At 73.5% G+C, this 15,828-nt stretch carries 2 protein-coding genes; both read right to left on the reverse strand.

What is annotated here, in order from left to right; translation table 11 throughout:
• Window positions 1–106: 106 nt before the first annotated feature.
• The gene (locus tag ACWGI8_RS11160; protein WP_453659890.1) at window positions 107–11,134 is read right to left on the reverse strand and encodes an amino acid adenylation domain-containing protein; all 11,028 of its coding nucleotides are present in this window, start codon (window positions 11,132–11,134) and stop codon (window positions 107–109) included.
• Window positions 11,131–15,828 (reverse strand): amino acid adenylation domain-containing protein (locus ACWGI8_RS11165; RefSeq protein WP_453659892.1); only part of this gene is annotated, 4,698 nt, incomplete at its 5' end. The genes ACWGI8_RS11165 and ACWGI8_RS11160, both read right to left, overlap by 4 nt.

The following is a 15,828-nucleotide window of genomic DNA, read 5'->3' on the forward strand; positions in this document are numbered from 1 at the left end:
AGGAGTCATGGCGGAGCCATGGCGACTGACGACAACGCGGCGAGGTGCGGTGCCAGGGCACGCGAGCCCGGCAAGATCCGGAAGACAGGCCCTGGTGCCGTGGTGCTCATGCGCGGTCCTCGTCGGTGACGACGGGGGCGAGGACGGAGGGCAGGGAGCCTGCCGGGCGGCCGGCGGCCGTGCCCCATTCGGCGGCGAGCGTGCCGGTTCCGAACGTGGTGTCCTGGCGGCCGAGTTCGGCGGTGAGGTGCTTGACGACGGCCTTGCCGGAGTCGGCGTTGGTCAGCGCGACGAAGCCCGTTCCGCCGTGCAGGCGGCTGATCGCCATGTTCCAGTAGCCGGCCGGCTCGCCGCCGTGGCCGAACTCCAGGTCGTCACCGGTGTCGTCGACGATCGTGCCGAGTCCGTAGAAGCTGCCGGTCTCTCCGGCGAGCAGCTCCCGGGCGACCGCCTGCGGCAACAACTCCTTGTCCGTACCGAGAAGTGCCCGGCGGACGGCGAGCGTCAGGGCGGCGACATCCCCCGCGGTGGTCCACAGACCGGCCGCCGCGAGGTGCGCCCGGCGCCGCCAGCCGCCCTTGAGGGGGGTGCCGTGACCGTCGTGGCCGAGCGCGACCGGCAGCCCGGAGGCGGTCGGGAACTCCTGGTCGAAGCTGCTGTCCCGGAGCCCGAGCGGATCCAGCACCAGGCGTCGCATCAGCGCCTCGAAGGGCTCACCCGTCACGTCCTCCAGCAGCTGCTGGAGCACCCAGTAGTGGGTGCTGCTCTTGCGGAACGTGGAGCCGGGCACCAGTTCCCTGCGGACTCTCGGGGTGCGGACGGGCGGCCTGCCCTCCAGCAGGTCCAGGAGCGAGGGCAGTTCCTCACCGGGCCGGAACCCGACACTGCGGTGGCGGGCGAGTCCGGCGCGGTGGCCGAGCAGGTGCCGGACGGTGACCGTCCCCGGTGCGGCGGGGTCGTCCGCCAGGCGCCAGCTGGTCAGACGGCGGTCGATGCCCTCGTCGAGGTCGATCCTGCCGTCGGCGGCCAGCCGCAGCACGGCCAGTGCGGTCACGTGCTTGCTCAGCGAACCGACCTGGAACAGCGTCCGTGCGGTCACGGGCGAGTCCCCGTCCGCGCCGAGCACGCCGTACCCGTGGACCCCGGCCAGTTCTCCGTCCCGCAGTACGGCGACGGCGGCGCCGGGCACCCGGTGCTGCGCCATGACCTCGGCGAGCCCGGGTACGAGGTCCGGCGCGGCCGACGCTGTTCCTGGGGCTCGGTTCGCCTCCGGGACGCTGGAGCCACTGTCGACGGCGGCGCGCTCCTTCGGCTCACTCGCCCCGACGGGGGCCGGCCCTTCCGGCTCACTCGCCCCGGCGGCGGCCAGCAGCGCGGCGGCCTCGGCGAGCGGCCCCTGATCCGGCCGCTCCCCCTCCCCCGCCGCCCGTGCGACCAGCGCGGCGAGCAGTTCGGCGGACACCTCGACGGTCGCGGCGCCACCGACGGCCGACGCCGGTGCCTCGCCGGGGTGCGCCGCTGCGTCCGCGTCGCGGCCCGTGGCCTCCACCGCACCGGCATCGGCGGGTTCGGGGGCCATGTCCTCGTCGACCGCCGCGGCCAGATCGATCAGGGTCTCGTGCTGGTACATGCGCCAGACCGACACCGTCAGGCCGGACTTCCGGGCCGCCGCCAGCACCTTGATCATCAGGAGGGAGTGGCCGCCCAGGTCGAAGAACCGGTCGTGGATGCCGATGTCCTCGACCCCGAGGACCTCCGACCAGATCGCGGCCAGGGTCTTCTCGGTCTCCGTACGGGGCGGGACATGCTCCGTCCCGGATCTCAGGGCGCCCCGGTCGGGGGCCGGGAGTGCCTTGCGGTCGACCTTGCCGTTGGCGTTGAGCGGCAGGGCATCCAGCCGGACGAACGCCGAAGGGACCATGTACTCGGGCAGCCGCACCCCGCAGTGGTCAGCCAGCTCGCCGGCTTCCGGTGCGTGCCCCGCGACCGGCACCCAGTGCGCGACCAGACGCTTGTCGCCCGGCGTCGGCTCGTACACACCGGTGAACGCCTCCTGGACGCCCAGGTGTTCGCACAGGACCGCCTGGATCTCGCCCAGTTCGATCCGGTAGCCGCGGATCTTGACCTGGTCGTCGATCCGGCCGAGGAACTCCACATTGCCGTCGTCGAGTTGACGGACGAGGTCGCCGGTGCGGTAGAGCCGCGCGCCCGCCGGACCGTACGGGTCCGGGACGAACCGCTCGGCCGTCAGGTCCGGGCGGCCCGCATAACCGCGCGCCACACCCGTACCCCCCACATACAGCTCACCCGTCACCCCGACCGGCACCGGCTCCAGCGCCGCGTCGAGCACGTACATCGCCATGTTCGGCAGAGGACGCCCGATCGGCACCACATCGCGGCCGGACGGGGCGGTCACCGGGAACACACAGGTCCCGACGGACGCCTCGGTCGGCCCGTACTCGTTGATCAGCCTGCCGGGTCCGAGGATGTCCAGCGACCGGTCCGCCACGGCGCCGGGCAGCGCCTCACCGGCGACCACCAGTACCGCGGCGAGTTCCTCCGCCTGTTCGGTGGTGAGCTGCCCGCTGAGCAGCTCCAGATGCCCCGGGGTCAGCTTGACGAAGCTGTACGGGGCGCCGGCCAGCAGGGCCCGGCCGAGGCCGGCCGGTTCGGTCTCCTGCGGGACGGTGAACACGGACTGCCCCGTCACCAGCGGCGCCCACAGGTTGGGCACCACGAGGTCGAAGGCGACCGACGAGAACAGCGGCGCACCGCCCGTGCCCCGCGACGCCAGCTCCCGCGCGGCCCAGGCCACATGGTTGGCCAGACCCCGGTGGGTGATCTCCACGCCCTTGGGCCGGCCCGTCGAGCCGGACGTGAAGATGGTGTACGCCAGCCGGTCCAGGTCGTCGGCCCGGGCCGGGGCCGTCGCCGGACGGGCGGCGATCGCCGCGGCGTCCGTGTCGACGAGCACCGGGGCGTCCTCGAAACGGTCGGCGTACCCGGACGACGTCACCACCACGCGTGCGCCGGACGCCTCGCGCATCGCCGAGATCCGCTCCGCCGGATAGGACGGGTCGACCGGCACATAGGCGCCGCCCGCCTTCCACACCGCGAGCAGCGCGGTGATCAGGTCGGGGCCCCGGTCCAGCAGTACGGCGACCCGGGACTCGGGGGACACCCCCAGGTCCCGCAGGTGGTGGGCCAGCCGGTTGGCGCGGCTGTCGAGTTCCCCGTACGTGACGGACGCGTCCCGGTGGACGACCGCCGCTGAGGCGGGTGCCCCGGCGGCCCGGGCCTCGAAGAGCTGGAGCACGGTACGGGACTCGGGGGTGTACTCGGTCCGGTTCCACTCGGCCAGCTGCCGCTGCCTCTCGTCGTCGGGCAGGTACGCGGCCCGGGCGTCGCCGTCCGGGTCGGCCGTCATGGCGGTCAGGACGGCCGTGTACAGGGCGGTCAGCCGGTCGGCGTTGTCCCGGGACAGCACATGGGTGTGGGTGGTCATCAGCAGGTAGCCGGAGACCGCGGAGACGGCCAGGCCGAACTCGGTCGCCCCTTCACCGGAGCTGTCCGCGATGTCGACCCGCTCCTCGTCGACGTGATCGAAGTCCTGGTAGCTGAACCGGACGTCGAGCAGCCGGTCGGCACCGGCCGCACGCTGGATCGCGGGCATCGGGTAGCGGCGGTGCTCCCAGATCCCGGCCTCGTGGAGGAACACCTGGGTGACCAGTTCGGTCCAGGTGCCGGCCGTACGGTCGAAGGCGAACGGCAGGGTGTTGAGGTACATGCCGTACACCCGGTCCGCGCCCGGTGCTTCGGGTCGGGCGCTGAACACCAGGCCGGTGAAGAAGCGGTCCTCCTCGGTGAGCATGCTCATCACCTTCAGATGGGCGGCGAGGAGCACGCTCTTGACGGAGACCCGGGCCCGGGTGGCGAGGGCGCGCAGCCCCGGCTCCAGGTCCTGCAGCGGTACGGCGACCCGGAACTTCTCGCGGGGTGCCGTGGTGTCGCCCGCCCACCCTGCGGGGAGCGAGAAACGGGAGTTACGGGCGATGACGTCCTGCCAGTAGGCCCGGTCCTCGGCCGATTCGAGGGAGGCGCGCTCGGCGGCGACGAAGTCCGCGTACCGCAGGCCGGGCGCATCGGGCTGTGCCCGGCCTGCGCTGTCCTGACCCTCGTCCCGGATGCGCCGGTACTCGTCGAGCAGCTCCATCAGCAGGGCCCGGTGCGACCAGCCTTCGGTGATGGCGTGGCAGACCGTGAGCCCGAGACGCCAGACTCCGTCGCCCTCGACGTGTGCGGTCATGCGCAGCAGGGGGGCCTGTTCGAGGTCGAAGAGGTCGGCGCGTTCGGCGGCGATGAACTCCGCGATCGCGGCCTGCCGTTCGTCCGCTCCGTATCCGCTCAGGTCCCGCACCGACACGCGGATCCGTGCCGCGGCGTGCACCACCTGGAGCGGCAGGGACCAGGTGTCGAGGTGGAAGGAGGTGCGCAGCATGTCGTGCCGCTCGGCGACCGCGTCCGCGGCCCCGCGCAGCGCCTGCGCGCTGAACGGCTCGTCATCGGTGATCCGGAAGGAGGAGACGTTGTGGTAGGCGTGCGCCTCCCGGTCGGCGAGCATCTCCAGGACCATGCCGAGCTGGACCTCGGTGAGCGGATACGCGTCCACGGCGTCGGCCGGCAGCGTGGCCCGGTCCTCGGCGCCGACCAGGGCGAAGGGCTCCACCAGGGCGGCGACTTCGGTCACCGCGGGCCGCCCGGTCAGGAACTGGGCCAGTTCGGCGACGGTCCGGTGCTCGAAGACATCGCGTACGCCGACGTCGAAGCCGGCCGCGCGCAGGGCGCCGACCAGGGCGACGGCGCGGATCGAGTGGCCGCCGATGTCGAAGAACCCGTCCTCGACGCCCACCCGTTCGAGGCCGAGGACCTCGGCCCACACCGCCGCGATGCGCTCCTCCGTCACCGTGCGCGGGGCCACATGGCGGTCGGCTGACTGCTGCTCTCCCACATCGGGCAGGGCCTTGCGGTCGACCTTCCCGTTGGCGGTGAGCGGCAGCGCGTCGAGCCCGGTGAGGCCGGCCGGGATCATGTAGTCCGGCAGACGCTCGGCGAGATGCCCGTGGACCGACTCGGCGGTGATGTCGCCCGGTGTCCAGTAGGCGGCGAGTTCGCCGTCCACGGTGGTGACGAAGGCGTCCCGGATGCCCGGGTGGGCGGCCAGGACGGCCTGGATCTCGCCCAGTTCGATCCGGTAGCCGCGGATCTTGACCTGGTCGTCGATCCGGCCGAGGAACTCCACATTGCCGTCGTCGAGCCGGCGGACGAGGTCGCCGGTGCGGTAGAGCCGCGCGCCCGCCGGACCGTACGGGTCCGGGACGAACCGCTCGGCCGTCAGGTCCGGGCGGCCCGCATAACCGCGCGCCACACCCGTACCCCCCACATACAGCTCACCCGTCACCCCGACCGGCACCGGCTCCAGCGCCGCGTCGAGCACGTACATCGCCATATTGGGCAGGGGGAGGCCGATGGGCAGGACGTCGGCGGCGGTGTCCCGGGGCACGGGGTGGATGCTCGTGCCGACGGACGCCTCGGTCGGCCCGTACTCGTTGATGATCCGGGTGTCCGGGGCCAGTTCGCGCCAGCGCTCCAGGGTGGCCCGGGTGAACGCCTCACCGGCGACCACCAGCACGGGAGCCAGGTCCGTCGCCCGGTCGGCGGGAAGCTGCTGGGCGAGGACGTCCAGGTGCCCCGGGGTGAGCTTGATGAAGCTGTACGGGCCGGAGGCGACGAGGTGTTCGCCCAGGTCCGCCATGTCGACGTCCTGGCCGACGGTGTGCACGGACTGGCCGGTGACCAGGGGCGCCCACAGGTTGGGGACGACCAGGTCGAAGGCGACGGAGGAGAACAGCGGCGCACCGCCCGATCCCTGCGACGCCAGCTCCCGGGCCGCCCAGGCCACATGGTTGGCCAGACCCCGGTGCGTGACCTCCACACCCTTCGGCCGGCCCGTCGAACCCGAGGTGAAGATGACGTAGGCCAGCCGGTCCAGGTCGTCGGCCCGGGCCGGGGCCGTCGCCGGACGGGCGGCGATCGCCGCGGCGTCCGTGTCGACGAGCACCGGGCCGTCCTCGAAACGGTCGGCGTACCCGGACGACGTCACGGCCACCCGTGCGCCGGCCGCCTCGCGCATCGCGGCGATGCGGTCCGCCGGGTAGGACGGGTCTACGGGCACGTACGCCCCGCCCGCCTTCCACACCGCCAGCAGCGCCGTCAGCAGCTCGGGACCGCGGTCCAGCAGCACCACCACCCGGGACTCGGCGGTGACCCCGAGGCCGGCCAAGTGCTGGGCCAGCCGGTTGGCGCGCGCGTCGAGCTCCTCGTACGAGACCATCCCGGCCTCGTGCACCACGGCCACCGCGTGCGGGGTCGTGCGCGCCTGTGCCTCGAAGCGCGCGGGCACCGGCTCGGTCTCCGCCGCGAACGCCGTGTCGTTCCAGATGGTCAGTTCGCGCTCCCGCTCGCCCTCCGGCAGGAACGACGCCCGCGCGTCGCCCTCGGGGTCGGCGGCCATCGCCTCCAGGACCTGGCGCAGCATCGCCGCGAGCCGGTCCGTGGCACCGCGGCTGATCGCGCGCGGGCTCGCCGTGAGGACGAGATGGCCCACCCGGGCCGATACGCCCAGCGGGAACTCGGTGGGACTGTCGTCGATGCTCGCGAGGTAGTCGACCTGGTCGCGGTCGACCTGGTCGAAGTCGTGGTAGCTGAACCGCATGTCGATCAGCCGCTCGCCGTCGGCGAGTTCACGCTGGATGACGGGCATCGGGAAGGTGCGGTGCGGCCACAGCTCGATCTCGCGGGCGAAGACCTGGGCGACCAGCTCGCACCAGGTGCCGGCGGTCCTGTCGTAGGCGAAGGGCAGGGTGTTGAGGTGCATGCCGTAGACCCGGTCGGCGCCGAGCACCTCGGGACGGGCGTTGCACACCAGGCCGCTGAAGAACCGGGCCTCCTCGGTGAGCATGCTCAGGGTCTTGAGGTGGGCGGCGTGCAGGACGCTCTTCAGCGAGGCGCCGGCCCGCGCGGCCAGCTTCCGCAGCCGGTCCTCCAGGTCGTGGAAGGGGACCGGGACGCGGTGGGGCGCTCCGTCGTCGTCGGGGTCGCCCCGCCACGGCGCGGGCACGGTGAGCCGCGCGTAGTCGTCGACGACCGTCTGCCAGTAGGCGCGTGACGTGTCGGAGGCGAGGGCGTCGAGCTCGGCGGCCACGAAGTCGGCGAACCGGGTGGCGGGCTGCCGTCCCTCGGCGGGCCGCTGCCCGTCGCGGATGCGTCCGTACTCGTCCAGGACCTCCATCAGCAGGGAGTGGTGGCTCCAGCCGTCGAGGATGGCGTGGCACTCGGTGTTGGTGATCCACCAGCTGCCGTCGCCCGCCACATGGGCGTACAGCCGCAGCAGCGGCGGCCGGGCCAGGTCGAACAGCCGGGAGCGCTCCTCGGCCGTGAACTCCTCCAGGGAACGGCGGAGTTCGCTCTCGGTGAGCTGAGAGAGGTCGCGTGCGCCCACGGGCATCTCGGCGTCCGTGTGCACGAGCTGCATCGGTACGGAGTACGTCGACAGGTCGAAGGAGGTGCGCAGGGCCTCGTGCCGGGCGACGACGGCCTCGGCGGCAGCGCGCAGGGCGTCGAGCGAGAAGGGCCGCTCGTCCCGGATCCGGAAGGACGTGACGTTGTGGTACGGGTGGCGGCCGTCGTCGGTGAGCATCTCGACGACCATGCCGAGCTGCACCTGGGACAGCGGGTACGCGTCGGCGAGCTCCTCGGGGAGACGGGCCGCGTCCTCGGCCGGGACCATCGAGAACGGCTCCGCCGTGCGGTCGGCGTCCGTGGGGGCCGGGCGGCCGGTGACGAACTCGGCGACGCGGGCGACGGTCCGGTACTCGAAGACGTCCCGGACGGCGAGGTCGTACCCGGCGGCGCGGAGCCGGCCCACGAGGTTGACGGCCCTGATCGAGTGGCCGCCGAGCTCGAAGAAACCGTCCCCGACCCCGACCCGGTCCAGACCGAGGACCTCGGCCCACACCTCCGCGATCCGCTCCTCGGTGACGGTGCGCGGAGCGACGTACCCGGCGGCGCCGACGGCGTCCTGGCCGGGGGCGGGCAGGGCCCGCTTGTCGAGCTTGCCGTTGGTGGTCAGCGGCAGCGCGCCCAGGGCGACGAACGCCGAGGGGATCATGTACTCGGGCAGGGTGCCGTCGAGATGGGTACGCAGCTCGGCGGGGGCGGGGGCGGGGGCGGGGGCGGGGCCGTGGTCCGCGGAGGCGGTGACGTAGGCGACGAGGCGCCGGTCGCCGGGGGTGTCCTCGCGGACGAGTACGACGGCGTCGCGGACGCCCGGGTGGGCGGCGAGCGCGGTCTCGATCTCACCCAGCTCGATCCGGAAGCCACGGATCTTGACCTGGTCGTCGATCCGGCCGAGGAACTCCAGACTGCCGTCGGCGAGCCGGCGGGCCAGATCGCCGCTCCGGTAGAGCCGGGAGCCCGCGGGACCGTACGGGTCGGGCACGAAACGCTCGGCGGTCAGCTCGGGACGGCCGAGGTAGCCGCGGGCCACGCCGGGACCGGCGACGTACATCTCCCCCGGCACGCCCACCGGGGCCGGCCGGCCCTCCGCGTCCAGGATGTACACCCGCAGGTCGGCGAGCGGACGGCCGATCGGGTTCCCGGCCTGGGGTGCCAGATCGGCGTCGGTGAGCCGGTGGAAGGTGGTGTGGACGGTGGTCTCGGTGATCCCGTACATGTTGACGAGCGCGATGTCGTCGAGGCCGAACCGGTCCACCCACGGGCGGAGTTCGGAGACCTCCAGCTTCTCGCCCGCGAAGACGACGGCGCGCAGCGAGAGTTCGGCGGTCGTGCCGATGAGGGAACGGAACGCGGACGGGGTCTGGTTGAGGACCGTCACGCGTTCCCGTACGAGCAGGTCGGTGAACTCCTCGGGCGAGCGGGTGACCGCGTACGGGACGACGACGAGCCGGCCGCCGTTGAGCAGCGCGCCCCACATCTCCCACACCGACACGTCGAACGCGTAGCTGTGGAAGAGCGGCCAGACGTCGGCCGGGCCGAAGGCGTAGTGCTCCTGCCCGCGCTCCAGCAGCCGCACGACGTTCGCGTGCGTCAGCGCGACGCCCTTGGGCCGGCCCGTCGAACCGGAGGTGTAGATCGTGTAGATCAGGTTCTCGGGGCTGCCGGGCACGCCCAGGTCGTGCGCGGGCTGCGCGCCGATGTGCTCCGCGTCGGTGTCCAGACGGACCAGGTCCACCGGCTCACCGTCGAACAGACCGGCGACGTCGGAGGTGGTGACCACCACCGGGGCCTTGGCGTCCCTGACGATGTAGGCCAGCCGGTCCGCCGGGTTCGCCGGGTCCAGCGGCAGGTACGCCGCACCCGACTTGAGGATCCCCAGCAGCGCCGGGATCAGCTCGGTCCCCCGCTCCAGGCACAGCCCGACGAGCGTCTCCGGTCCGACGCCCTTGTCGCGCAGCACCCGGGCGATCCGGTTCGCCCGCGCGTTGAGCTCCGCGTACGACAGCTGTGTGCCCTCGAAGGAGACCGCGATGCCCTCCGGCGTACGCGCCGCCTGCTCCTCGAACACCTCGTGCACACGACGCGTCACGGGCGCGGTCGTGGCGGGCGTGCCGAGCAGGACGGTGCGCTCCTCGGTGCCGAGGATGTCGAGCGCCGACAGCCGGGCCGCGGGCGCCTCGGCGACACCCGCCAGCAGCCGCAGCAGATGGCCGGTCATCCGCTCGGCCGTCGTCCGGTCGAAGAGGGAGGTGGCGAACTCGAGATGCCCGCCGAGCGAGCCGTCCGCGCCTTCGCGGATCTGGAGGTCCAGGTCGAACTTGGCCACCCGGCCGCTGCCCTCGTACGGGGAGACCTCGACGCCCGGGAACGCGAACGCCGAGCCGCGCTCGCCGTGCATGGTGAAGGCGACCTGGAACAGCGGGGTGCGGGACAGGTCGCGCTCCGGCTGCAGCGCCTCGACGACCTGGGCGAAGGCGACGTCCTGATGGTCGTAGGCGTCCAGGACGGTGGCGCGGGTGCGGGCGAGCAGTTCGGTGAACGCGGGGTCGCCCGCGGTGTCGCCGCGCATCACCAGGCTGTTGATTCCGTAGCCGATGAGCTGCTGGAGCTCGGGGCGCCCGCGGCCGGAGACCACCGTGCCGACCGCGATGTCGTCGCGGCCCGTGTAGCGGGCGAGCAGGTGCTGGTAGGCCGCCAGGAAGAGCATGAAGAGCGTCACGTCCTGGCGGTGCGCCAGCTCGCGCAGCCTGTCGGCCAGCTCCTGCGGGACGGTGAACGCGACCGCGTCGCCCGCGCCGTCCCGGACCGCGGGGCGCGGCCGGTCGGTGGGCAGCTCCAGCGGGGCGAGGTCCGCCAGTTGCTCCTTCCAGTAGCCGAGGTGCCGGCCGATGACCTCGCCGGTCAGCTCGGCGCGCTGCCAGGCGGCGTAGTCGGCGTACTGGACCTGAAGGGGGGCCGGGGTGCGGCCCGCGTACAGCTCGCTGAGCTCCTGGCCGAGGACACCGGTGGACCAGGCGTCGCAGGCGATGTGGTGGAGGACGAGGGCGAGGACGTGCTCGTCGTCGGCGAGCCGGATCAGCCGGGCGCGCACCGGCCGGTCGCTGCCGAGGTCGAACGGACGGGCCAGATCCGCCTCGACGAGCGCCCGGGCCTGTGCCTCGTCGCCGGCCTCGGTCAGCTCCAGCGGGGCGGGGCCGGGCTCGTCGATCAGCTGGACGGGCTCCTCGCCGTCCATGGCGTACCGGGTGCGCAGGATCTCGTGCCGGTCGACCAGACCCTGCCAGGCGCGGCCGAGGGCCGCCGTGTCGAGCGGGCCGCGCAGCCGCAGCACGAGCGGAACGAGGTATTCGGGGCTGTCCGGTTCGAGCCGGCTGAGGAACCACATCTGCTGCTGTCCGTACGACAGCGGCAGCCGGCCCTCGCGGTCGGCGCGGGCTATCTCCGTGCGGCGGGAGGCTCCGCCGTGCCGTCCCGCGAGGCGGCGGCGCAGCAGTTCGGCGCGCAGCGCGTCGGCATCAGCGGCCGGGACCGCGGGCTTCTCCATCTCACCGGTGCTCATGCCTTGTGCTCCTTGTTCTGCCGTGCGCCGTGCGCGCGTGCGTCATTCGTCGGGGCGTCCTGCGCGAGTACGTCCTGCGCGAGTTCGGAGTCGGAGAGCGCGGCGATCTGGGCCGTGATGCGCTCCTCGACGGTGGCGGCCAGCTGGGCGACCGTCGGGCCTTCGAACACCGTGCGGACGGCGAAGTCGATCTCGAACTCCTGCTGGATGCGCGAGATGAGCCGGATCGCCAGGATCGAATTGCCGCCGACGTGGAAGAAGTTGTCGTGGGCCCCGGCCTGGACGCCGAGCAGTTCGGTCCAGATCTCGGCGATGCGCTCCTCCGCGGGGCCGCTGGGGGCGATGTGTCCGTCGTCGGGCCGCCCGGGGTCCGGGTCCGGGAGAGCCCGGCGGTCGACCTTGCCGTTGGCGTTGACGGGGATCGCGTCGAGCAGCGTGTAGCTCGCCGGAACCATGTAGTCGGGCAGCTGCCGGGCGCAGTGTGCGGCGAGCGCGGGCTCGTCGGGTCCTTCGGTGCCGGGCTCCGGGACGAGGTAGGCGGCGAGCTGCTTCTCACCGGCCGCTGTCGTACGGACGGTGACGACGGCGTCGCGGACCCCGGCGTGGGCGGCCAGGACCGCCTGGACCTCGCCGAGTTCGACGCGGTAGCCGCGGATCTTGACCTGGTCGTCGAGGCGGCCGAGGAACACCACGTTGCCGTCGTCGAGCCTGCGGGCCAGGTCGCCGGTGCGGTAGAGCCGGGCGCCGGGCGGGCCGTACGGGTCGGGGACGAAGCGCTCCGCCGTCAGGTCGGGGCGGCCCGCGTAGCCGCGCGCCACACCCGTGCCGCCGACGTACAGCTCGCCGGTCACTCCGACCGGGACCGGCTGGAGGACCGGATCGAGGACGTACATCGTCATGTTGGGCAGCGGGAGGCCGATCGGCAGCACATCGGCGGTGCCCGCGCTGCCGTCCTGCGGGACCGGGTACACGCAGGTGCCGACGGTGGCCTCGGTCGGTCCGTACTCGTTGACGATCCGGGTGTCCGGGGCGAGCTCGCGCCAGCGCTCCAGGGTGGCGCGCGTGAACGGCTCGCCCGCCACGACCAGGACCGGGGCGAGCGCGCCGGCCTGGGCGGGGCTGAGCTGGAGGGCGAGGATGTCGAGGTGGCCCGGGGTCAGCTTCACGAAGCTGAAGGGTTCGGCGTCCGCGAGGCGCTTGCCGAGCTCGGACATGTCGGTGTCCTGCGGCAGCAGGAAGAGCCGCTGGCCCGTGACGAGCGGGGCCCACAGGTTGGGCACGACCAGGTCGAAGGCGACCGAGGAGAACAGCGCGCCGCCGCCGTAGTCGTCCCCGGCGAGTTCCCTCGCCGCCCAGCGCACGTGGTTGGCGAGGCCGCGGTGGGTGACCTCCACGCCCTTCGGGGTGCCGGTCGAGCCGGAGGTGAAGATCGTGTAGGCGAGCAGGTCGGGGTCGTCGGTCCGGACGGGCGCGGTCGCGGGGCGGGCCGCGACGGCCGCGGCGTCCGTGTCGACGAGCACGAGGGTCGCGTCCGCGCCGTGCCCTTGGGGGCCGTCGGCGAACCGGCCGGCGTACGCCGACGAGGTGACCGCGACCGTGGCGTTCGCCGCCTCGCGCATCGCGGTGATGCGCTCGGCCGGGCAGGACGGATCGACCGGCACGTACGCGCCGCCCGCCTTCCACACGGCGAGCAGTGCCGTGACGAGGTCCGGCCCGCGGTCGAGAAGGACGACGACCCGGGACTCCGGGCCGACACCGAGGGCCACGAGATGCTGGGCGAGACGGTTGGCGCGGGCGTCGAGTTCGCCGTACGGGACGGTCTCGGCGCCGGAGGTCAGGGCGGTCGCCCGCGGCGCGGCGCCGGCACGGGCCTCGAAGAGCGCGGTGACCGTGTCGGTGCGGTCCGCGGTGTCGTCGGCCGTGTCGTTCCACTCGGTCAGCAGCCGCCGGCGTTCCTCGGCGGAGAGCAGCTCGACGACGCCGAGCAGGGTGTCGGGGCGGGCCGCGACCTGTTCCAGCAGGGTCAGGAAGTGGCCGGTCATCCGCTCGGCGGTGGACCGGTCGAAGAGTGCCGTGGCGTACTCCAGCACACCGTCCAGGGCGCCCTCGGGGGTCTGCCGCATGAACAGCGACAGATCGGTCTTGGCGACCTGCCAGGCGGCCGTGAACGCGGCCAGGTCCTCGTCCCGGGTCGCGACACTGGTCACGCCCTCGCTGTGCAGGTCGAAGGCCACCTGGTAGAGGGGCGTACGGGACAGGTCGCGCTCCGGCTGGAGCTCGTCCACCAGCCGCTCGAAGGGCAGCTCCTGGTGGACGAACGCGGCGCGGGCCGCGTCCCTGACCCGGCCGAGTGCTTCGGCGAACCCCAGGTCGGCGGTCAGACCGCAGCGGATGACGAGCGAGTTGAGGAAGAAGCCGACCATGCCCTCGGTCTCGGGGCGGGTGCGGCCGGCGACGGGTGTGCCGACGGGGACGTCCCACTGGCCGCTGTAGCGGGCGACGAGCGCGGCGTACGCGGTGAGGAGCGTCATGAACGGCGTCGCGCCGTGGGCCCTGCCCAGCTCGGTGAGCGCGGCGGCGAGGCCGGGGGCGATACGGAAGGGGACGACGGCGCCGTGCGGGTCGCGCACCGGGGGGCGGGGCCGGTCGGTGGGCAGATCGACCGGTTCGACACCGGCCAGCTCACGGATCCAGTGGTTGAGTTCGCCCTCGATGACGTCGTCGGTGAGGCGGGCGTGCTGCCAGGCGCCGTAGTCGGCGTACTGGACGGTGACGGGGGGCAGCGCGGGCTCCCGGCCGGCGGCGTACGCCGCGCACAGCTCCCGCAGTTCCCGCTCCAGGACGACGGTCGACCAGCCGTCACAGGTGATGTGGTGCATCGTCAGGAGCACGATGTGGTCCTCGCCCGGGACCCGGGCCAGCAGCGCCCGCCACAGCGGGCCGGCGGCCAGGTCGAAGCCGCGCGCGAACTGCTCGCCGAACAGGGCGGGGACGCCGTCGTGGCCGGTGTCCTCGACACGCAGCTCCACCCGGGTGGCACCGGGGGCGTCGATGATCTGACGCGGCTCGCCGCCGATGTCCAGGTACCGGGTGCGCAGCGGCTCGTGGCGGGCGGCGAGCGCGTCCAGGGCCCGGCCGACCGTCTCGGCGCTCAGCGCCGCGGGCAGCCGCAGGAACAGCGGGGCGACCCACTCGGGGCTGCCCGGGTGCATGCGGTCCAGGAACCAGAGACGGTGCTGGCCGGAGGAGAGCGGGAGTTCCCCGTCGCGCGGCACGGGGCGGATCGCGGCCTCGCCGGAGGGGGCCGCCGCGGGGGTGCCGACGAGCCGGGCCTGGGCCTCGACGGTGGTGGCCGCGAACAGCCCGCGCAGCGAGATCTTCTCCCCGGACGCGGCCCGCAGCCGGGCGGCGAGCCTGGTCAGCTGGAGCGAGGTGCCGCCGAGGGCGAAGAAGTCGTCGAGCACACCGACCCGGTCGAGCCCGAGCAGCTCGGACCAGACCCGGGCCACGAGCTCCTCGGCGGCGTCGCGCGGCGCGGTGAAGTCGGGCTGCCGGTCCGCGGAGATCTCGTCGGGCGAGGGCAGTGCCGCCCGGTCGACCTTGCCGTTGGCGGTCAGCGGGAAGGTGTCGAGGGTGTGGAAGAAGGACGGGACGTGGCTCTCGGGGAGCCGCTCGCCGAGGAAGGCGCGCAGTTCGCCGGTGTCCAGCGGGTCGCGCACGGTCAGGTAAGCGGCGAGCCGCTTGCCGCCGTCGTCGGCCGTGTAGGGCGCGACCACGGCGCCGGTCACGGCCGGATGCGCGGCGAGCGCCGCCTCGATCTCGCCGGGCTCGATCCGGACGCCGTTGACCTTGACCTGGTGGTCGAGCCGGCCGAGGTACTCCAGGGTGCGGTCGGCACGCCAGCGCACCAGGTCGCCCGTGCGGTAGAGCCGGGCACCCGGCTCGGTGGCGTACGGGTCGGGCACGAAGCGTTCCGCGGTGAGGCCGGGGCGCCCGGCGTAGCCGCGGGCGACGCCGACTCCGCCCGCGTACAGCTCGCCGGGCACCCCGACCGGCACGGGGACACCGGCCGGGTCCAGGACCAGGACACGCATTCCGGGGATGGGGCGGCCGATCGGCACCGGTCCGGTGGTGAGCGCGGGGTCCACGAGCTGGGCGGTGACGTCGATGGAGCACTCGGTCGGGCCGTAGGTGTTCCAGACCTCGACGGGGTGTCCGGCTCGTTCCCGCGACCTGGCCACGAGTTCGGCGTGCAGCGGCTCGCCGGCGGAGAAGAGCAGCCGCAGCGAGCCGCAGCCGCTCCAGTCCGCCTCGTCGACGAGGAGCCGCAGCACCGACGGCACGACCTGGAGGACCGTCACGCCGTGAGCGGCGACGGAACGCAGCAGCGCGCCGGGGTCGCGCTCGGCCCCGGGCGGGGCGAGGACGACGGCGCCGCCGGAGACGAGCGGCGCGAAGATCTCCCAGCCCGCCGCGTCGAAGCCGATGGTGGTCTTCTGCAGCACCCGGTCCGCCGCGGCGAGCCGGTGCCGTTCCACGGTCCAGCCGACCCGGTTGGCGATCCCGGCGTGGGTGACGGCGACGGCCTTGGGCCTGCCGGTGGACCCGGAGGTGAAGACGGCGTACGCGACGTTGTCCGGGCCGGCGGCGCCGTCCGCGGCGTCGTCCGCGGCGCCGTCCCCGGCCACGGCCCC

The organism is Streptomyces sp. NPDC054841, from assembly GCF_053611045.1.

Excerpts from the sequence above, each read along its gene's own strand:
- ACWGI8_RS11160 (WP_453659890.1), bottom strand. The coding sequence starts at position 11,134 with ATGAGCACCGGTGAGATGGAGAAGCCCGCGGTCCCGGCCGCTGATGCC.